The sequence below is a fragment of the Amycolatopsis sp. WAC 01416 genome, from assembly GCF_003947485.1.
Lineage (GTDB): Bacteria > Actinomycetota > Actinomycetes > Mycobacteriales > Pseudonocardiaceae > Amycolatopsis.
In genome coordinates this window covers 232,045-249,418 of the sequence record NZ_QHHX01000003.1, presented here as the reverse complement: position 1 = coordinate 249,418, position 17,374 = coordinate 232,045, and the positions used below count along the sequence as shown (strand labels likewise).

General features: G+C 70.0%; 22 protein-coding genes. 3 read left to right on the top strand and 19 right to left on the bottom strand.

Annotation, left to right across the window (positions count from 1 at the left end; translation table 11 throughout):
- Nucleotide 1 precedes the first annotated feature (1 nt).
- From carA to pyrR, 5 genes are read right to left on the bottom strand one after another with little or no spacing between them, the layout of a single operon-like run.
- Entirely contained in the window at nt 2-1,150 is a 1,149-nt protein-coding gene (carA, locus tag DL990_RS11090) for a glutamine-hydrolyzing carbamoyl-phosphate synthase small subunit (protein ID WP_125798616.1), read from the bottom strand.
- Nucleotides 1,150-1,659 carry a transporter gene (locus tag DL990_RS11085; RefSeq protein WP_125798615.1) on the bottom strand — a complete coding sequence of 170 codons (510 nt, stop codon included), beginning with the start codon at nt 1,657-1,659 and terminating at the stop codon, nt 1,150-1,152. Before DL990_RS11085 ends, carA begins: the two co-directional genes overlap by 1 nt.
- The gene (locus DL990_RS11080; protein WP_125783630.1) at nt 1,656-2,948 is read right to left on the bottom strand and encodes a dihydroorotase; all 1,293 of its coding nucleotides are present in this window, start codon (nt 2,946-2,948) and stop codon (nt 1,656-1,658) included. The genes DL990_RS11085 and DL990_RS11080 overlap by 4 nt, the downstream gene beginning before the upstream one ends.
- Complete coding sequence (locus DL990_RS11075; RefSeq protein ID WP_076163695.1) at nt 2,945-3,877, bottom strand: aspartate carbamoyltransferase catalytic subunit; 933 nt, start codon at nt 3,875-3,877, stop codon at nt 2,945-2,947. The genes DL990_RS11080 and DL990_RS11075 overlap by 4 nt, the downstream gene beginning before the upstream one ends.
- Nucleotides 3,874-4,485, bottom strand: a complete 612-nt coding sequence (gene pyrR / locus DL990_RS11070; protein ID WP_037320844.1) for a bifunctional pyr operon transcriptional regulator/uracil phosphoribosyltransferase PyrR — start codon at nt 4,483-4,485, stop codon at nt 3,874-3,876. The genes DL990_RS11075 and pyrR overlap by 4 nt, the downstream gene beginning before the upstream one ends.
- A 261-nt stretch (nt 4,486-4,746) precedes the next feature.
- On the opposite strand from pyrR, the gene DL990_RS11065 reads away from it, so the two are divergent.
- Nucleotides 4,747-5,235: a transcriptional regulator gene (locus tag DL990_RS11065; RefSeq protein WP_003096372.1), complete on the top strand. Its 489-nt coding sequence runs from the start codon at nt 4,747-4,749 to the stop codon at nt 5,233-5,235.
- A 109-nt stretch (nt 5,236-5,344) separates the two neighbouring features.
- Here DL990_RS11065 and nusB read toward each other — a convergent pair whose 3' ends face one another.
- The 3 genes from nusB to DL990_RS11050 are packed head-to-tail and all read right to left on the bottom strand — an operon-like array spanning nt 5,345 to nt 7,502.
- Complete coding sequence (gene nusB / locus DL990_RS11060; protein ID WP_125783628.1) at nt 5,345-5,809, bottom strand: transcription antitermination factor NusB; 465 nt, start codon at nt 5,807-5,809, stop codon at nt 5,345-5,347.
- Nucleotides 5,809-6,372, bottom strand: coding sequence for an elongation factor P (gene efp, locus DL990_RS11055; RefSeq protein ID WP_125783626.1), 564 nt, complete (start codon nt 6,370-6,372; stop codon nt 5,809-5,811). The genes nusB and efp overlap by 1 nt, the downstream gene beginning before the upstream one ends.
- 38 nt (nt 6,373-6,410) lie before the next feature.
- A complete protein-coding gene (locus tag DL990_RS11050; protein WP_125798614.1) occupies nt 6,411-7,502 on the bottom strand; it encodes a Xaa-Pro peptidase family protein in 1,092 nt (363 codons plus the stop codon).
- 333 nt (nt 7,503-7,835) lie between these two features.
- Here DL990_RS11050 and DL990_RS11045 point away from each other — a divergent pair, with 333 nt between their 5' ends.
- A complete protein-coding gene (locus DL990_RS11045; RefSeq protein WP_233620462.1) occupies nt 7,836-8,255 on the top strand; it encodes a hypothetical protein in 420 nt (139 codons plus the stop codon).
- Here DL990_RS11045 and DL990_RS11040 read toward each other — a convergent pair.
- From DL990_RS11040 to DL990_RS10990, 11 genes are all read right to left on the bottom strand, one after another.
- Nucleotides 8,210-9,691 carry a beta-xylosidase gene (locus tag DL990_RS11040; protein ID WP_125798892.1) on the bottom strand — a complete coding sequence of 494 codons (1,482 nt, stop codon included), beginning with the start codon at nt 9,689-9,691 and terminating at the stop codon, nt 8,210-8,212. The genes DL990_RS11045 and DL990_RS11040 overlap by 46 nt on opposite strands.
- A gap of 60 nt (nt 9,692-9,751) precedes the next feature.
- Nucleotides 9,752-10,678 (bottom strand): GNAT family N-acetyltransferase, encoded by a 927-nt coding sequence (locus DL990_RS11035; protein ID WP_125798613.1) that lies wholly within the window; start codon nt 10,676-10,678, stop codon nt 9,752-9,754.
- On the bottom strand, nt 10,675-11,106 hold the full coding sequence (gene aroQ / locus DL990_RS11030; RefSeq protein ID WP_125783620.1) for a type II 3-dehydroquinate dehydratase: 432 nt from the start codon (nt 11,104-11,106) through the stop codon (nt 10,675-10,677). The genes DL990_RS11035 and aroQ overlap by 4 nt, the downstream gene beginning before the upstream one ends.
- Entirely contained in the window at nt 11,103-12,212 is a 1,110-nt protein-coding gene (gene aroB, locus DL990_RS11025) for a 3-dehydroquinate synthase (RefSeq protein WP_125783618.1), read from the bottom strand. Before aroB ends, aroQ begins: the two co-directional genes overlap by 4 nt.
- An 8-nt stretch (nt 12,213-12,220) precedes the next feature.
- Nucleotides 12,221-12,649 carry a hypothetical protein gene (locus DL990_RS11020; protein WP_125798612.1) on the bottom strand — a complete coding sequence of 143 codons (429 nt, stop codon included), beginning with the start codon at nt 12,647-12,649 and terminating at the stop codon, nt 12,221-12,223.
- Nucleotides 12,646-13,170 carry a shikimate kinase gene (locus DL990_RS11015; protein ID WP_125783615.1) on the bottom strand — a complete coding sequence of 175 codons (525 nt, stop codon included), beginning with the start codon at nt 13,168-13,170 and terminating at the stop codon, nt 12,646-12,648. The genes DL990_RS11020 and DL990_RS11015 overlap by 4 nt, the downstream gene beginning before the upstream one ends.
- Nucleotides 13,167-14,354 (bottom strand): chorismate synthase, encoded by a 1,188-nt coding sequence (gene aroC / locus DL990_RS11010; protein ID WP_125783613.1) that lies wholly within the window; start codon nt 14,352-14,354, stop codon nt 13,167-13,169. Before aroC ends, DL990_RS11015 begins: the two co-directional genes overlap by 4 nt.
- Nucleotides 14,355-14,401: 47 nt before the next feature.
- Nucleotides 14,402-15,013, bottom strand: a complete 612-nt coding sequence (locus DL990_RS11005) for a prepilin peptidase (RefSeq protein WP_125798611.1) — start codon at nt 15,011-15,013, stop codon at nt 14,402-14,404.
- A 256-nt stretch (nt 15,014-15,269) separates the two neighbouring features.
- Nucleotides 15,270-15,899 (bottom strand): anti-sigma factor, encoded by a 630-nt coding sequence (locus tag DL990_RS11000; protein ID WP_125798610.1) that lies wholly within the window; start codon nt 15,897-15,899, stop codon nt 15,270-15,272.
- Nucleotides 15,896-16,408 carry a sigma-70 family RNA polymerase sigma factor gene (locus DL990_RS10995; RefSeq protein WP_016333085.1) on the bottom strand — a complete coding sequence of 171 codons (513 nt, stop codon included), beginning with the start codon at nt 16,406-16,408 and terminating at the stop codon, nt 15,896-15,898. Before DL990_RS10995 ends, DL990_RS11000 begins: the two co-directional genes overlap by 4 nt.
- Nucleotides 16,405-16,773 carry a hypothetical protein gene (locus tag DL990_RS10990; RefSeq protein WP_125787969.1) on the bottom strand — a complete coding sequence of 123 codons (369 nt, stop codon included), beginning with the start codon at nt 16,771-16,773 and terminating at the stop codon, nt 16,405-16,407. The genes DL990_RS10995 and DL990_RS10990 overlap by 4 nt, the downstream gene beginning before the upstream one ends.
- 132 nt (nt 16,774-16,905) lie before the next feature.
- On the opposite strand from DL990_RS10990, the gene DL990_RS10985 reads away from it, so the two are divergent.
- The gene (locus tag DL990_RS10985) at nt 16,906-17,346 is read left to right on the top strand and encodes a ubiquinol-cytochrome c reductase iron-sulfur subunit (protein ID WP_125798609.1); all 441 of its coding nucleotides are present in this window, start codon (nt 16,906-16,908) and stop codon (nt 17,344-17,346) included.
- Nucleotides 17,347-17,374: the final 28 nt, after the last annotated feature.

Here is a 17,374-nt window from a genome sequence, read left to right as displayed (position 1 = left end):
GTCAGCCATTTCCCCGCCCCGCGCTCTTCTCCATCAAGCTCACGAACTCATCGAACAAGGGGGCCGCGTCGTGCGGGCCGGCGGCGGCCTCGGGGTGGTACTGCACCGAGAACGCGGGGACGTCGAACGCGCGGACACCTTCGACGGTGTCGTCGTTCGGGCAGTAGTGCGAGATCTGGGCGGCGCCGAACGGCGTCTCGAAGCGCTGCCCCGGCTCGCCTTCGAGGGCGAAACCGTGGTTCTGCGCGGTGATCGCGACCCGTTTGGTGGCCACGTCGATCACCGGGATGTTGATCCCGCGGTGGCCGTAGCGCATCTTGTAGGTGCCCAGCCCCAGCGCGCGGCCGAGGATCTGGTTGCCGAAGCAGATGCCGAACAGCGGGATTTCCCGCTGTAGCACGGACTTCGTCAGCTCGGTCGCGTGCGCGGTGGTCGCCGGGTCACCCGGTCCGTTGGACAGGAACACGCCGTCCGCCTCGACGGCGAGCAGTTCGTCCACAGTGGACGACGAGGGCAGCACGTGCACCTCGATACCGCGCGCGGCCATCATGCGCGGGGTGTTGGACTTGATGCCCAGGTCCAGCGCGGCGACGCGGAACCGGGTCTCCCCCTGCGCCTTGACCACGTACGGCTGCTTCGTGGAGACCTCGCCGGCGAGGTCGGCGCCCTTCATCTGCGGGCCGGCCTTCACCTCGGCGAGCATTTCCTCGTCGGTGCCCAGCGCGTCACCGGAGAACACGCCGGACCGCATGGCGCCCTGCTCGCGCAGGTGCCGGGTCAGCGTGCGGGTGTCCACTTCGGAGATCCCGACGACGCCCTGGCGCTCCAGTTCTTCGTCCAGCGTGCGCTTGGAGCGCCAGTTGGACGGGGTGCGCGCCGGGTCGCGGACGACGTAGCCCGAAACCCAGATGCGGGCGGACTCGTCGTCCTCGTCGTTCCAGCCGGTGTTGCCGATCTGCGGCGCGGTCTGGACCACGATCTGCCGGTGGTAGGACGGGTCGGTCAGCGTCTCCTGGTAGCCGGTCATGCCGGTGCAGAACACCGCCTCGCCCAAGCTGCGTCCGCGTGCTCCGTACGCGGAGCCGCGGAACACGCGGCCGTCTTCGAGGACCAGTGCCGCGGGGGTCCTAATGCCGTTCGTGGTGCTCATCAGGCACCTCCCTTGATGTCGTTGCGAGTGTCTTGCAAAGCTTCGATCCACTGTGGATAGTCGTCGACGTCGTCGCCGCGGAATCCGGTGTCCAGTTCGACGTCGCCTGCCAGCCAGGTGATGACGAGCAGCCCGTCGATGCCCATCACCTTCCCGGCCATTCCCTTGTCCTTGCGGACGCCGGTGACGGACGCGCGCGGGATCCAGAAGTCCGGGGCGCCGCCGCGTTCGATGGCGATGCCGTCTTCGTGCAGCCGCCAGACCGCGCCGGTGCGCAGGCCGGCGCCGCGGGTGACCACGCGCTCCTGCCAGTGCCCCGCCGTCGTGGTGCTGATGTAGACGCCGGTCGACTCGAGCGAGGCCTCACCGGGCTCGGCGGGGATCTCGGCGAACGGCGGCACCTGGACGCTCTGCGCGCGGGACTTGCGCCGCCAGCCGCGCCACATCAGGAAGACGCAGAACAGGAAGAAGGCGAAGACCGCCAGGGTCAGCAGAATCCGGTCGCTCATTGCGCGATCTTCCCTTCCCGCGCGGTGATCCGCCCGCGCAGCAACGTCGCCGTCACCACGCCGGGGAGCCGCATTCCTTCGTACGGGGTGTTCGCCGCGATGCTCGCGAACTCGACGCCCCGTACGGTCCATTCGGTTTCCGGGTCCACCAGCGTCAGGTTGGCCGGTTCGCCGACCTCGATCGGACGGCCGTGGTCGGTCAGGTTGCCGATCTCGGCGGGCCGCTCGCTCATCACCCGCGCGACGCCCCGCCAGTCCAGCAGGCCGGTGCGGACCATGGTCTCGACCACGATCGACAACGCGGTCTGGAGGCCGAGCATGCCGGGCCGGGCCGAGTTCCACTCGCAGTCCTTGTCCTGGACGGCGTGCGGCGCGTGGTCGGTGGCGACGCAGTCGATGACGCCCTCGGCCAGCGCGGCGCGCAGCTTCACGGCGTCGGATTCGGTGCGCAGCGGCGGGTTGACCTTGTTGACCGGGTCGTAGGTCGCGAGCCGCTCGTCGGTCAGCAGCAGGTGGTGCGGGGTGACCTCGGCCGAGACCTTGGTACCGCGCTCCTTGGCCCACTTCAGGATGTCGGCCGTGCCCGAGGTGGACACGTGGCAGACGTGCAGCCGCGCGTTCGCGTGCTCCGCCAGCAGGCAGTCGCGGGCCACGATCGACTCCTCCGCCGAAGCGGGCCAGCCCGTGTAACCCAGGCGCGCGGCCTGCTCGCCTTCGTGCGCCTGGGCGCCGACGGTCAGCCGCGGCTCCTCGGCGTGCTGGGCGATGACCACGCCGAGCGCCGTCGAATACTCCAGCGCGCGGCGCATGAGCAGCGGGTCCGCGACGCAGAGACCGTCGTCGGAGAAGACCTTCACCTGGGCTTCGGACTTCGCCATCGTGCCCAGTTCGGCGAGTTTCTCGCCCTTGAGGCCCACGGTGACCGCGCCGACCGGGTGCACGTCGACCAGCCCGGCCTCTTGGCCGCGCCGCCACACGTGGTCGACGATCACCGCGTTGTCGGCCACCGGATCGGTGTTGGCCATTGCGAACACGGCGGTATAGCCGCCGAGCGCGGCCGCGGCCGAACCGGTCGCGATGGTCTCGGTGTCCTCGCGGCCGGGTTCGCGCAGGTGGGTGTGCAGATCGACGAAACCGGGGAGCAGCACCTGGCCGCCCGCCTCGATGACTTCGGCGTTGTCCGGGGTGTCGATCGAACCGATGTCGGTGATGACCCCGTCCTCGACGAGCACGTCGACCGGGTCGCCCTCGCCGTAGGGTCGGGCGCCCTTGATCAGGACGATGGTCACGCGGTGGCTCCTTCGCTGGCGAGCAGGTGGTAGAGGACCGCCATGCGCACGTGGACGCCGTTGCGGACCTGTTCGGTGATGGCCGAGGCCGGGGAGTCGGCGACCGCCGAGGCGATCTCCATCCCGCGCAGCATCGGGCCCGGGTGCAGGACGACGGCGTGCTCTGGCAGCAGCTTCATCCGTCGTTCGTTGAGGCCGTAGGCGATCGAGTACTCGCGCGCCGAAGGGAAAAAGCCCCCGTGCATGCGTTCCGCCTGGACTCGCAGCATCATGACCGCGTCGACCGCGGGCAGTTCGGCGTCGAGTTCGTGCGACACGGTGACCGGCAGGCTTTCCACCCCGGCCGGCAGCAGGGTCGGCGGCGCGACGAGGACCACTTCCGCGCCCAGCGCCGACAGAAGGTGGATGTTCGACCGCGCGACCCGGCTGTGCAGGACGTCACCGACGATCGCGATCCGGCGGCCTTCGAGTGAGCCGAGCCGCTCTCGCAGCGTCGCCGCGTCGAGCAGGGCCTGCGTCGGATGCTCGTGCGTCCCGTCGCCCGCGTTGACGACCGCCGTCCCGGCTTCGGCGAGCCAGCCCGAAAGCCGCTGAGCCGCCCCGGAGGCGGGGTGCCGGATGATCACGCAGTCGGCGCCGGCCGCGGCCAGCGTCAGCGCGGTGTCCCGCAGCGATTCGCCCTTGTTGACCGAGGAACTGGACGCGGAGACGTTGATCACGTCGGCGCTCATCCACTTCCCCGCGATCTCGAACGAGACGCGGGTGCGGGTCGAGTTCTCGTAGAACAACGTGATCACGGTGCGGCCGCGCAACGTCGGCAGTTTGCGGACCTCGCGGCCCAGCAGGGTGTGCTTGAGCTCTTCGGCGGTGTCCAGCACGGCTGTCGCGAGCGCCGGGTCGAGCCCGTCGGTGGCGAGCAGGTGCTTCACGATCGATCTCCTTCTGGTGAAGCGCTCTCATTCAACGACCGGAGCAGAACCGTGTCCCGTCCGTCCACTTCGGACAGCAGGACCTCGATCCCCTCGGCGCGCGAGGTGGGCACGTTCTTGCCCACGTAGTCGGCGCGGATCGGCAGTTCGCGGTGGCCGCGGTCGACCAGCACGGCCAGCTGGACCGCGCGCGGGCGGCCGTGGTCGCGCAGGGCGTCGAGGGCGGCGCGGATGGTGCGGCCGGAGAACAGCACGTCGTCGACCAGGATCACCACCGCGTCGTCGATACCGGTCGGCGGCAGCTGCGAATGTTCGAGCGCGCGGGGCGGGCGGCGGCGGAGATCATCACGGTAGAGCGTGATGTCCAGCGCGCCGGTCGGCGGACGGATGCCGGAGAACTCGGCGATCTTGTCCGCGAGCCGCAGGGCGAGCGGAGTACCCCGGGTGGGGATGCCCAGCAACACGGGCGGAGTCGAGCCACCGGCACCGAGAGCGGTCTTCTCGATGACCTGGTGGGCCATTCGGGCGATCGTGCGCGCGACATCGCCGGACGAGAGCAGCTCACGCTCTCCCGCCGGTTCCGCCGCGCCACGCGGACGTGACGACAAGGCGGACCTCCTTCCCCGCCTCTCTGGACGGGTCCTTAAAGGACGTCGACTTCCTGCTTGGCGAGGAAATCGAACCGACACTAGCAGGAAGGAGCCCTCAGTCTTACGGGTGGCGCGCCCCAGGTGACGAAGGCCTCTCGAAAGCACCCGCTTGACCTGGTGACAACTATGCGTAACCATTACTCTGAGTATTCGACTCTAGGAGTCCCCTGGATCGGTCACCCTCGACCGGTTGGGGGTGAGGAAACGGAGAACCACCAGATGGGCGATTACGCCAAGGCGCTCGGGGCCAAGCTCCGCGGGATCCGCCAGCAGCAGGGCCTGTCCCTGCACGGGGTCGAGCAGAAGTCCGGAGGCCGCTGGAAGGCCGTCGTCGTCGGTTCGTACGAGCGCGGAGACCGCGCCGTCACCGTGCAGAAGCTCGCCGAACTGGCCGATTTCTACGGCGTGCCGGTGGTCGAGCTGCTGCCGGAGGGCCGGGTGCCGTCGGGCGCCGAACCCGCCACGAAGATCGTCATCAACCTGGAGCGTCTCCAGCAGCTCCCGGCGGAGAAGGTCGGGCCGCTCGCCCGCTACGCCGCCACCATCCAGAGCCAGCGCGGCGACTACAACGGCAAGGTGCTCTCCATCCGCACCGAAGACCTGCGTTCGCTGGCGATCATCTACGACATGACGCCGGGCGAGCTCACCGAGCAGCTGATCGACTGGGGTGTGCTGCCGCCAGAGGCTCGACCGTCCAAAGAGGACTAGAGATGGCGACGTTTTCGGTCCGGGGGGACCGGAAACGCCAACCGGCACCACCGAGCACGAGAACGGGCCGTGCCCTCGGAAGAGGACACGGCCCGTCGCAGTACGTCTTCTAGAGAACCGCGCGCAGGCGGTCGGCGATGGTGCCGATGCGGCCGAGCACGCCGTTCACGAAACGCGGCGAGTCGTCGGTCGACAGCTCCTTCGCCAGCCCGACGGCCTCGTCGATGGCGACCGGGTCCGGCACGTCCGTCGCCCACAGCAGCTCGTAGACGCCGACCCGCAGCACCGCGAGATCCACCGGCGGCATCCGGTCCAGCGTCCAGCCCTGAGCGTGCTCCGAAAGCAGCTCGTCGATCTGCGTCTTGCGTCCGGTCACGCCCTCGACCAGCGAGATCGTGTAGTCCCCGATCGGATCGACCTCGACCGAACCGACCCTGTCCGCCAGCAACGTCACCGCGTCGGCGCCGCGCTGGGCGGCTTCGTACAGCACTTCGACGGCACGCTTGCGTGCCTGGCGGCGGCTGATCGGCCCACCACGGTTCGGCGACTTGCCGGATTTGTCTGAACCGGCCATCAGTTGGAGACGCGGCCCAGGTAGCGGCCGTCACGGGTGTCGACCTTGATCTTCTCGCCGGTGGTGAGGAACAGCGGCACCTGGATCTCGGCGCCGGTCTCCAGGGTGGCCGGCTTGGTGCCACCGGTGGAGCGGTCGCCCTGCAGGCCGGGGTCGGTGTGCTGGACGATCAGCTCGACCGAGGTCGGCAGCTCGATGTACAGCGGGACACCCTCGTGCACCGCGACCTGGACCTCGAAGTTCTCGAGCAGGTAGTTCGCGTTGTCGCCGACGGTCTCGGCCAGCACGGTGATCTGGTCGTAGGTCTCCGCGTCCATGAACACGAAGTCCGTGCCGTCCTTGTACAGGTACGTCATGTTGCGACGGTCGACGGTGGCTGTATCGACCTTCGTCCCCGCGTTGAAGGTCTTGTCGACGACCTTGCCGGTCAGCACGTGCTTGAGTGTCGTGCGGACGAACGCACCGCCCTTGCCCGGCTTGACGTGCTGGAACGCGGTGACGGTCCAGAGCTGGCCGTCGAGGTTGAGGACGAGCCCGTTCTTCAGGTCGTTGGTGGTGGCCACGAGTGTGCAGTCTCCTGTGTCGATCTTCCGGGCCGCCGTCAGACGACCACGAGTTCCTTGGTGCTCAGCGTGAGGAGTTCGGGCGTACCTTCCCGCACGACCAGCGTGTCCTCGATGCGCACGCCTCCGCGTCCGGGCAGATACACACCAGGTTCGACGGTGACGGCCATACCGGCGGACAGTGTACCGACGCCGGTGGCGGCCAGGCTGGGCGCCTCGTGCACCTGCAGTCCGACCCCGTGGCCGAGACCGTGGCCGAACTCGTCGCCGCGCCCCGCGTCGACGATCACTCCGCGCGCCGCTTTGTCCACTTCGGACACTTCGGCGCCGGGCAGGACGGCGTCGCAACCCGCCGCCTGCGCGCGCTGGACCAGCTCGTAGATCTCCTCCTGCCACGCCGCCGGCTTGCCGAGGACGAACGTGCGGGTCATGTCGGAGTGGTAACCGTCGACCGTGGCACCGAAGTCGATCTTGACGAAGCCACCGTTCGCGAGCACGGCCGAGGTCGGCCGGTGATGCGGGATCGCGGAGTTGGCGCCCGCCGCGACGATCGTGTCGAACGACGGCCCCGTCGACCCGTGACCGAGCATGCGATTCTCGAGGTCGCGGGCGACGTCCAGCTCGGTCCGGCCCGGCCGGAGCCCGCCGGCGGACACCAGCTCCTCCAGCGCCCTGTCGGCCGCGGCGCACGCCTGGCGCAGCGCCTCGATCTCCTGCTCGTCCTTGACCAGCCGCAGCTGCTCGACGAGCCCGGGCGTCCGGACCAGCTCGACGCGGTCGAAGCGGACCTTGAGATCTTCGTGCTGCTCGACACTGACGTGCTGGCTCTCGAACCCGGTCTTGCCGAGCTTCTTCCCTGCCGCGAGGTCGGCCAGCTTCGCCGCGCTCGCACGGTCCAGCACCCGTTCGAGATCGGGCACCTCCGTCGCCGACTGGACCGTGTAGCGGCCGTCGGTGCAGAAGATCGTCTTGTCGTCACCGCCCCCGTGGACGAGGAGAGCGGCGTTGGACCCGGTGAAGCCGGTCAGGTACCTGATGTTGAGCAGGTCCGTGACCAGCAGCGCGTCCACCCCGGAATCGGCCAGCAGGGAACGCAGCGCCGCGCGGCGGCGAGAGAAGTATTCACGCACGCCTTGAGTTTAGGGGGCCGACCGCTCATTTCGCCCGCATGCGCCGCTTGTGGTGCCCGGTGGTCCGTGAAGGCCTCCTTGAGGGACTCTGGGTCCCTCAAGGGGTCCTTCACGCGCATATGGTGGGGCGGGCGGGACGGATGTGACTCCAGTGACGGATGCGTCCTGTGTGGCACTGCCGTAAGTCCGTGAGGGCCTCCTTCCCTACCTTCAAAGTAGAGAAGGAGGCCCTCACGGACCTTCCGCCGAGGATCCAGGACCGCGCGGACGTGACCATCGCTACTGGCGAGTTAAACTCACCCAATGGCACCGTGGCTGACTCGTGGACTCGTGATGGCGCTGCTGCACGGCGCGGCCGTCACCGTGCTGGCCAAGTACGAGGTCTTCAACCCCACCGACAAGACCCTCGCCACGTCCCTCGCTCTCGCCGTCCTGGTCGGCGCGGCGGCGGGCTGGAGCGCCGTGGACGCCTGGCGGGGCAAACCCGAACGCGGCAGGAACTGGTTCATCGCGGCGTTGATCGCCGGACCGGTCTCGGGGGTGCTGTACGTGATCGGCCGCGCGGTGTTCGTCGATCAGACCGGCGTATCGGAGCTCGGCGGCGCGCTCACCGGCGGCGCCGCCTTCTCGGCCCTGCTGGTGCTCATCCCGGCCGTGCCCGGCCTGTTCGTCGGCGGCCGCATCACCAGGACCGGAGACGACGAAGATCAGCCCGCGAGCGGGAAACCGGCGGGGAAACCGTCCCAGGCCTGATCGCTGATCTGCTCGACGGCCGAGTCGTTCAACGCCGCCGTCCCGGCGTCCGGCACCGCGAACAGCTTGCCGTCGAGCACCACGCCGAACCCGCGTCCGGGGGCGCGCACCATCCTCGCCCCGGCGCTCAGCCGCGCCGCCTGCGGGAACTTGTCGACGACCTTGAGCCGCTGGTCCAGGATCTCGCTCGCGAGGGTCGCCGCCACGGAACGCCGGTCGACTCGCACCAGGGTGCCGTCGGCCACCAGATCGATGGTCCGCTGCGGTGACGGCATCGCGACGCCTTCGAACGAGGTCCGGACGCGGGCGTCGCCGTCGCAGGCCCGCGAACCGCGGACGTCCAGGCCGAAATGTTTGAGGTCGGTCGGCGCCCCCGCGCCGCCGACGATCGTGGCCCGGACGACGTCGAACGGGACCCGGTCGCAGACGTCACCCGAGGAGAGCGGCGCGTGCCCGTCGGGCCGCCGGACCAGGCCGGGGCCTTCCTTCCACGCGCCGGGAATGATCGCCGTCCGATACGGCTGCGCGGAGAAGTCCCTGGTCCAGAAGGTGAGCGTGGTGCCGGTTTCGGTCTCGTGCGCGATCACGAAGGCGTCTAGCGCGCCGACCCACATCAGATCCGTGCTGAACCCGTCGACCAGTGAGCGGGTGCGCGGCGAGATCGTGCTCGGTTTGGGGATGAAGCCCTGCTCCCCCAGCGTCTCCACGCCTCGGGTGAACGCCGCGTCCTTGGCGCGGAGCAGGAACTGCCCGGCGCCGTTCCACCCGGCGCCCTTCGCCGTGGTGTCGGTGAACAGCACGTAGAACCAGCCGTCGAGGTACACCGCCGAGGGCTGGCCGGCGCCGTAGACGTTGGCGCGATGGACGTCGTGCGAAGGCCCGATGATCGGCTGCCCGCCCGCGGCACGGGTCCAGTTGAGGCCGTCGGGGCTGGTCGCGAGCCCGATCGAGTTGCCGAGCGCGTGATCGCCCGCCGCGCCGGTGTAGTACATGTAGTAGACCGAGCCGACCTTGATCACCGACGGATCGCAGGTGTGCATACCGTCGAAACCTCCGGGCGCGCCGGAGAACACCGCCGCCGGGCCGCCACCGGACGGGCCGGTGAAGGGACCGTCGAGCGAGGGCGACTGCGCGTAGAGGATGTCGTCACCGGGCGGCTGCGCGCTGCCGTACTGGCTGCACCACCACATCCGGAGCTTGCCGCCGTCGCGCATCACCGTCGGGCCGTAGTTGTAGACCGCGTCCTGATCGCCCGCGGCCACCACACCGCCGCTGGCCCTGGGGTCGCTCGTCGCGAGTTCGACGTCCATCGGCCGCGGCTTTTCCTCGGGCAGCTGGGCTCCGCCGATCCCGCCGCCCTTGCCGTCGGCCTGCGGCTGGGCAAGCTCGGCACTGCACGCCACGAGGACCGCGCCTGCCGCGAGGACAGCCACCACGGCACGGGCGGGTCGCCGACCCCCACGAAAAAGGCGCATGATGGCCGAGTGTAGCGAGGCTTAACCCGGCCGGGTGACGTCAGTACCCGGTAGGGCGACCAATTCCACTTCGAAGCCATCGGCGTTTTCGAGGTAGGCGGCGTAGTGGTGATCACCGCCCGCATTCGGGAACTTGTCCGCGAACATCGGCGACCAGCCGTGTTCGAGCGCCTTCGAAGCCAGTTCGTTCACCCGTTCGCGGGACTCGACGTGCAGGGCGAGATGGTTCAAGCCCGGCGCGGTGCGCTCGTGCTTTTCGCCGCTGAGCGCCGGAGAGCGCTCGACGACGAGATAGGTCGCGCCGTGTTTCCAGCTGACCCCGGCGGGCCAGCGCTGGAATTCCCGCCAGCCGAGTTCGCCGAGCAGCCAGCCCCAGCTCTCCTCGGCGCGGGCGAGATCGGGGACCCACAGTTCGATGTGGTGCACGCGGCCGTGGTCCGAGGGCAGTGCGACGAAGACGCGATGCGGCCCACTGCCGTAGTGGTCGCCGCCGCCGACGTCGAGAAAACCCAAGCGCTTCACCAGATTCTGACTGGCCACATTGGACTCACCGACCAGCGCCCACACCGAAGACAGGCCGAGCCCGACAAGTCCGTGGTCCAGCAGGGCCTTCGCGGCTTCGGTGGCCAGGCCCTGCCCGCCGTGCGCACGCGCCAGGTAGTAGCCGACCTCCGGTACGTCGCCGGGCAGCTCCTGCGACGGCCGCAGATGCGCGAGGCCGATCACCTCGCCGTCGCGTTCGATCGCCCAGTGCCCCATCCCGGCCGGGCCGCGGTACGCCAGCCGCCTGCCGACCATTTCGCGGACCAGGTCCGGCTCGGTCAGCCGGTCCGCGAAATGCGCGCTCATCGCCGGGTCGGCGAAGAGCGCGACGATCGCTTCGGTGTCCGCCTCCGTCAACGCGCGCAGCCGGAGCCGCGCGGTCTCGATCCTGGGAGGGTTGTTCACGTCGCGTTCGCGGCCATCCAGCGCAGGGCCAGCGGGTACCCGTCGACCCCGAGCCCGGCGATGACCGCGGTGGCGATGTCCGACAGCACGCTGTGGTGCCGGAACTGCTCGCGTTTGTGCACGTTGGAGATGTGCAGCTCGATCAGCGGCGCCTTGAGCTGGGCCGCGGCGTCGCGGACCGCGATCGAGTAATGCGTCCACGCGGCCGCGTTGAGCACCACCGGCCAGCCGGCGTCGGCGGCTTCGTGCAGCCAGCCGACCATCTCGCCCTCGTGGTCGGTCTGCCGGACCTCGACGTCGATCCCCAGCTCCTTGCCTGCTTCGACGCAGGTGGAGACCAGATCCGCGTGCGTGGCCGAACCGTAGATACCGGGTTCGCGCAGGCCGAGCCTGCCGAGGTTGGGGCCGTTGAGGACGAGCACCTTCACAGCAGCACGCTCCCGCCCGCTTTGGGGGCTTCGCCCGCCACCACCGAGTACGCGGCGGCGAGCAGCGACGGGTCCGGGCCTTCCAGCCTGCCGGGTTTGGCGAGGCCGTCGAGGACGACGAAGCGGAGCACGCCGGAGCGGGTCTTCTTGTCGCCCTTCATCGTCTCCAGCAACTGCGGAAGCGCGTCCGGGTCGTACGTGGTCGGCAGGCCCAGCATCTTGAGGACCGACGTGTGCCGCTCCGCGGTGGCGTCGTCGAGACGGCCCGTGAGCCGCGCGAGTTCGGCGGCGAACACGAGGCCGACGCTGACCGCCGCACCGTGGCGCCACCGGTACCTCTCGCGGCGTTCGATGGCGTGGGCGAGGGTGTGGCCGTAGTTGAGGATCTCGCGCAGATTCGACTCGCGCAGATCCGCGGCGACGACGTCGGCCTTGACCTGGATCGAGCGGCGGACCAGTTCACCGAGGACCTCGCCGGTGGTGTCCAGCGCGGCGGCGGGATCCTGTTCGACGAGTTCGACGATGCGCGGGTCGGCGATGAACCCGGCCTTGACCACCTCGGCCATTCCTGCGACGAGTTCGTTGGGAGGCAACGTTTCCAGCGTCGCGAGGTCGACGAAGACCGCGCTCGGCTCGTGGAAGACGCCGACCAGGTTCTTGCCGGCCTCCGTGTTGATGCCGGTCTTGCCGCCGAGGGAGGCGTCGACCATGCCCAGCAGCGTGGTGGGCACGTTGACCAGGCGGACGCCGCGCATCCAGGTCGCGGCGACGAACCCGGCCAAGTCGGTCACGGCGCCGCCGCCGAGCCCGACGACCACGCCCTGGCGGTCGAAGCCCATACGGCCGAGGACCTCCCAGCAGAAGCTGGCGACGGTGAGTGCCTTGCCGTCCTCGGCGTCGGGGATCTCGACCCGGTGCGCGTCGATCCCGGCCTCGGCCAGTTCGTCGCGGATGGCCTCCGCGGTCGTCGTCAGCGTCGGCGGGTGGATCAGCGCGACCTTGGAGGCGTCGGCGAGCTGCTCGGTGAGCTCGCCGAGCAGGCCACGGCCGATGACGACGTCGTACGGCTTGACGGTGTTGACGGTGATGCGGACCGGCTCGGTCATCGTTCCCCTCACTTCGGCGGAAGCCGCTTTGCCCTCGCGACCTCGCAGGTGATCTTTCCCTTGACCGGGGTGTCCCCCGGGATCTCCTCGGTCACCTTCTGGCCGGGCGACATCCGGTTCTTCGCGAACAACGCTTCACCGGAGGCCTTGCCGTCGGCGTCCTTGATCGCGATGGTGACGGCGTAACGCGTGTCCTCGCCCGTGCTGTTGGTGACCTCGATGGTGATCTTCGGGGTGTAGCTGTTGCTGTCGCATTTGGTGACCTTGACGTCGGCGGCGACGTCCTCCGCCGGAGCGGCGGACGCGGGTGCCCCGGTACTGGCCGCGCCGGTCTGGACGACGTCCGCGCCGGCGGGCTGCTTCTCCTCGCCGCACGCCGTCAGGGTCAGGGCCACGACGGCGAGGAGGACGCCGGTCGTGGTGGTGGTGCGCTTCATGCTCGTTCCTTGCTGATCTCGTGCAGCCCGATGACGGCGGCCTCGACGACCTCGTCGGCGGTCAGACGGTCGGTGTCGATTTCGATCGTGGCGACCTCGCGGTACACCGGCAGGCGCGCGTCGAGGAGCGACTTGTAGGTGGCGCGGGGGTTCACCCCGGCCAACAGCGGACGCGCGGTCGAGAGCCCGGCGCGCTGGACGCCGGCGGCCATCCCGACGTTGAGGAAGACCACCGTGTGCCTGGCGAGCCGCTCGCGCGTGCCCGGGGTGATCGGCGCTCCCCCGCCCAGGGAGAGGACACCGTCGTGTTCGGCCAGCGCCTTCGCGACCATCTCCTCCTCCAGCGCGCGGAAGGCGGGCTCGCCTTCCTCGGTGAAGATGTCGGTGATGGGCTTGCCCGCGCTCGCGACGATGTCGTCGTCGGTGTCGCGGAAGGCGAGGCCGAGCCGGGCGGCGAGCGCCGGACCGACGGTGCTCTTGCCAGAGCCCGGCGGCCCGATGATCACCGCGCGAGGAGTCACCAGCGCTCCTCGAGCGCCTTCAGGTAGGCCTCGGCGTTGCGCTTGCCCTCGATCAGCGAGTCTCCGCCGAACTTCTCCAGCGCGGCGTCCGCGAGCACCAGCGCGACCACCGACTCCAGCACGACCCCGGCGCGGGGTACCGCGCAGACGTCGGAACGCTGGTGGATGGCCACCGCGGGTTCGCCGGTGGTGACATCCACAGTGGACAGTGCTTTGGGGACGGTCGAAATCGGCTTCATGGCGACGCGCACGCGCAGCGGCTCGCCGTTGGTGATGCCGCCTTCGAGCCCGCCCGCGCGGTTGGACCGTCGGGTCACCCCGACCGGACCGGTGCCGCGGTCGATCTCGTCGTGGGCCTGGCTGCCCCAGCGCTTGGCCGTGGTGAAGCCGTCGCCGACCTCCACGCCCTTCATCGCCTGGACACCCATGAGCGCGCCGGCGAGGCGGGCGTCGAGCCTGCGGTCCCAGTGGACGTGCGACCCGAGGCCCGGCGGCAGGCCGTAGGCGATCACCTCGATCACGCCGCCGACGGTGTCACCCGCCTTCCGCACGGCGTCGACCTCGGCGACCATCGCGTCGGTCCCCTCCTTGCCGAAGGCCCGGACCGGGCTCTCGTCGATGGACGGCAGGTCCGACGGCACCGGCAGCGCGCCCTCGGGCGCCGAGGCGCCGCCGATGGAGACGACGTGGCTGAGGATCTCGACCCCCAGCAGCTGCTTGAGGTACGCGCGGGCCACCGTGCCGAGCGCCGTGCGGGACGCCGTCTCGCGGGCGCTCGCGCGCTCCAGCACCGGACGGGCCTCGGGGAAGCCGTACTTCTGCATGCCGGGCAGATCCGCGTGGCCGGGCCGGGGACGGGTCAGCGGCTCGTTGCGCGCCAGGCCTTCCAGTTCCTCGGCGGGCACGGGATCGGCCGACATGACCTTCTCCCACTTGGGCCACTCGGCGTTCTCGATCTGGACCGCGACGGGGCCACCCTGGGTAAGCCCGTGCCGGACGCCGCCGGTGAACTCGATGTGGTCGGTCTCGAAGCCCATCCGGGGGCTGCGGCCGAAGCCGAGCCGCCGTCGCGCGAGCTGCTCGCCCACTTCGGCGGTGGTGACCTCGACCCCGGCGGGCATCCCTTCCAGGATGGCGGCGAGGGCGGGTCCGTGCGATTCCCCTGCGGTTATCCAGCGCAACACCTGACAGATCCTGTCACAACCTCCTCTCCGTCCCGGTACAGGCCGGGCTATCCCGGACCGGGTCCGGCGAAGACGGCGAGCGCCCACGCCGCGACCAGGAGACCGGGCCCGTGCGGCACCGTGGGATGCCGGGGCCCGCCCACCGCGAGCGCCACGCTCAGTAGCGCGGCGGCGACGGCGCCGAGCACGACCGACGGCCAGCCCGTCGCGGCGAGGACCGCGCCGAGACTCCCGGCGAGCTTCACGTCACCGGCGCCGAGCGAGCGCGGCGACAGCGCGTGGACGAGCGCGTGCGCCCCGCCGAAGACCAGCGCGCCCAGCACGGCCCGCCATGCGATGGCCGCCCCTCCCCCGTGCGCGGCGACCGCGAGCGCGGCGGCCAGCGCCGGGTACGCGGGCAGGGTCAGGATGTCGGGCAGGCGGCGGTACTTCAGGTCGGCGAGCGCCAGCGGGACCGCGAAGACGGTCAGCACGGCCGGGACCGCCAGCCACCATGCCGGCCAGGCGCCCGCTTGATGCCGCAGCCCGGCGACGGCGAGCGCCACCGCCGCGACGGCCGCCGCCCAAGCCGTCACCGGTGCTCCGGCTCGGCGCAGGCAGGAGCGGGTGACGAGCGCCGATCCGGCGCCCGCCGCGGCGAAGGCGATCGGCGTGAACACAAGATCAAGAGTGCGCCCGTAGCGCTCGGTGAGGCAAGGATTTCTTTTCGTGACAGGGACTTTCACGCACTTTCGGCAGGCGGGGCGCGGTGTGGCCGTTCGCCTAGGTACATGAAGGACCCCTTCCTGTACCTAGGCGCAATGAAGGGGGCCTTCACGTACTTGGGGACAGAGGTGCCGACAGGTCCCGAAAGTTTTCGGAGCGAAGCGCAATCCGCATCGCCTCCGGCACCGAAGGCCTGTCATGACACCGGGATCAGGGGTTCATCCGCAGCAGCGGGAGACCCGAGGGCGTGCGGATCTCCAGTGCCTTGATGTCGTGGGTGCGCATCGCGGTGCCGACCACGATGTGCGCGGTGTCCTTGGGCATCGCGCGCCAGGACGCGAGTTCGCTGGTGCCGCCGTCGGCGCCGACGGCGACCAGGATGTAGTCGCCGGTGCGGTTGCCGCCGTAGCTGCACGTCATGTCGACCTTCGTGCCGGTGTCCGTGGCGGACATGGCGACCTCGGCGGTCACCGGGTAGTCGCCGAGCGGGGTCATCGGGTTCCCCGCCGTCGCGACCGGCCCGGTCAGGACGACCACGAGCGCGGCACTGGCGGCGACGGCCAGCCCGGCCGCGGTGGTGGTGACGGCCCGTTGGATCCGCCTTCCCCGGCGGACCCGTTTGAGCACGGTCGGCAGCAGTTCCGGCGAGGGTGCCGGTTCGTCTTCCAGCAGCGCGGGGGCGCCCGCCTGGGCGAGCAGGCCGGGGATTCCGGCCAGGTCGCGTACGGACGCGGCGCACCGGTCACAGACGCGAAGGTGCTTCTCGTAGGCGAACCGGTCTTCCGGGGACAACGCCCCGAGCACGTAGGCCGCGTCGTAGGTGGCGAAGGGGTCGGTCATTGAGTCACCCCTCTTTCCTCCAATATCAGCCGCAGCGCCCGCAGCGCGTAATGCGTCCGCGACTTGATGGTCCCTTCGGCCACACCCAGCCGCTTCGCAGCGTCGGCGACGGAGTAGCCCTGGAAATAACACAGGACGAGGACGTCCCGGTGTCTCGGCGAGAGCTCGCCGAGGGCTTCGGCGACCAGCCAGCCCTGGACGGCCCGTTCGGTGCCGTCCGTGACCGCCGTTTCGGGCGGTTGACCGGTCACCACCTCCGGATGCGCCTCGGAAGCACGCCAGTCGTCGATGGCGATCCGCCTCGCGACGGTGAACAGCCAGCCGCGCGCCGATCCCTCCGTCTGGTCGAGCACCTTGGCGTTGCGCCAGGCCCGCAGCAACGTCTCCTGGACGACGTCCTCCGCGCGGACCCGGTCGCCGCTGGTGAGGTGCAGTGCGTAGGACCAGAGCGCCGCCGCGTGCTCGTCGTGCAGAGCCCGCATGAGCCGGTCCTCCGCGAATTCCTTCACCGATCCGTGCTCTCGCGGTTGAGGAGCAGCGGGAGGGCGAAGACCACGCACACCACTTCGGTGATCAGGCCCCAGAGCTCGGCCTGGGTGGTGAAGCGCTCCGAGACGCCGAAGAACCCTGTGGTCAGGGAGAGTACGTACGCACCCAGCGTGGCCAGGCCGAAGCCGATCGCCGCGAGCGCCGGCAACCAGTGGTGCCACACCAGGACGGCGACCGCGATGACCACGCCCGCCACGACGTTCACCAGGAAGAGCGGGCCGACCACGTCCGTTTCCGACGCCCAGTCCTGCCATACGACGTAATGCACCCATGCCGAGCCGAGCAGGCCCGCCGCCACGACCGCCCGCAACAACCACCGGATCATGTCCGTATCCCTTTTCCGCGTGTTCGGTTCCCCTATGCCTGTGAACACGGAAAATCGGGCCTCCCGGTTCAATTCCGCACCCGATGGGCACCGAAATTGAACCGGATGGCCGCTTGGACCGTGTGTAGGGGCATGACTGCCGAACTCCACTCCCGCCGCACCGTCCTGACCACCGGGGCCGCCGTCGCAGGCGCGGCCGTCGGCGCCGTGGCTCTCACGGCCTGCGGAAGCGAAACCCCGCCGTCCGGTTCGGCCGCCGCACCGCCCGCCGCGGCACCGGGCGAGACCCTGACCGCGCTCTCCGACATCGAGGTCGGCAAGGCGAAGGCCGCCAAGACCGCCGACGGCAAGGACGTCATCGTCACCAGGACCGCCGAAGGCACGGCGGCCGCGTTCAGCGCGATCTGCACGCATCAGGGCTGCGCGGTCGTCCCCGAGGGCGCCGACCTCAAATGTCCCTGCCACAACTCGATCTTCGACGCCGCGACCGGCGCGGTCAAAAAGGGACCGGCGGACCAGCCGCTGCCCTCGATCGCGGTCAAGGTCATGAACGGCCAGGTCGTCACGGCCTGACGAACACGAAAAGGGTCCCTTTAGGACG

Excerpts from the sequence above, each read along its gene's own strand:
- carA (WP_125798616.1), bottom strand. The coding sequence starts at position 1,150 with ATGAGCACCACGAACGGCATTAGGACCCCCGCGGCACTGGTCCTCGAA.
- DL990_RS11085 (WP_125798615.1), bottom strand. The coding sequence starts at position 1,659 with ATGAGCGACCGGATTCTGCTGACCCTGGCGGTCTTCGCCTTCTTCCTG.
- DL990_RS11065 (WP_003096372.1), top strand. The coding sequence starts at position 4,747 with ATGGGCGATTACGCCAAGGCGCTCGGGGCCAAGCTCCGCGGGATCCGC.
- nusB (WP_125783628.1), bottom strand. The coding sequence starts at position 5,809 with ATGGCCGGTTCAGACAAATCCGGCAAGTCGCCGAACCGTGGTGGGCCG.
- DL990_RS11045 (WP_233620462.1), top strand. The coding sequence starts at position 7,836 with ATGGCGCTGCTGCACGGCGCGGCCGTCACCGTGCTGGCCAAGTACGAG.
- aroB (WP_125783618.1), bottom strand. The coding sequence starts at position 12,212 with ATGACCGAGCCGGTCCGCATCACCGTCAACACCGTCAAGCCGTACGAC.
- DL990_RS11020 (WP_125798612.1), bottom strand. The coding sequence starts at position 12,649 with ATGAAGCGCACCACCACCACGACCGGCGTCCTCCTCGCCGTCGTGGCC.
- DL990_RS11000 (WP_125798610.1), bottom strand. The coding sequence starts at position 15,899 with ATGACCGACCCCTTCGCCACCTACGACGCGGCCTACGTGCTCGGGGCG.
- DL990_RS10990 (WP_125787969.1), bottom strand. The coding sequence starts at position 16,773 with ATGATCCGGTGGTTGTTGCGGGCGGTCGTGGCGGCGGGCCTGCTCGGC.
- DL990_RS10985 (WP_125798609.1), top strand. The coding sequence starts at position 16,906 with ATGACTGCCGAACTCCACTCCCGCCGCACCGTCCTGACCACCGGGGCC.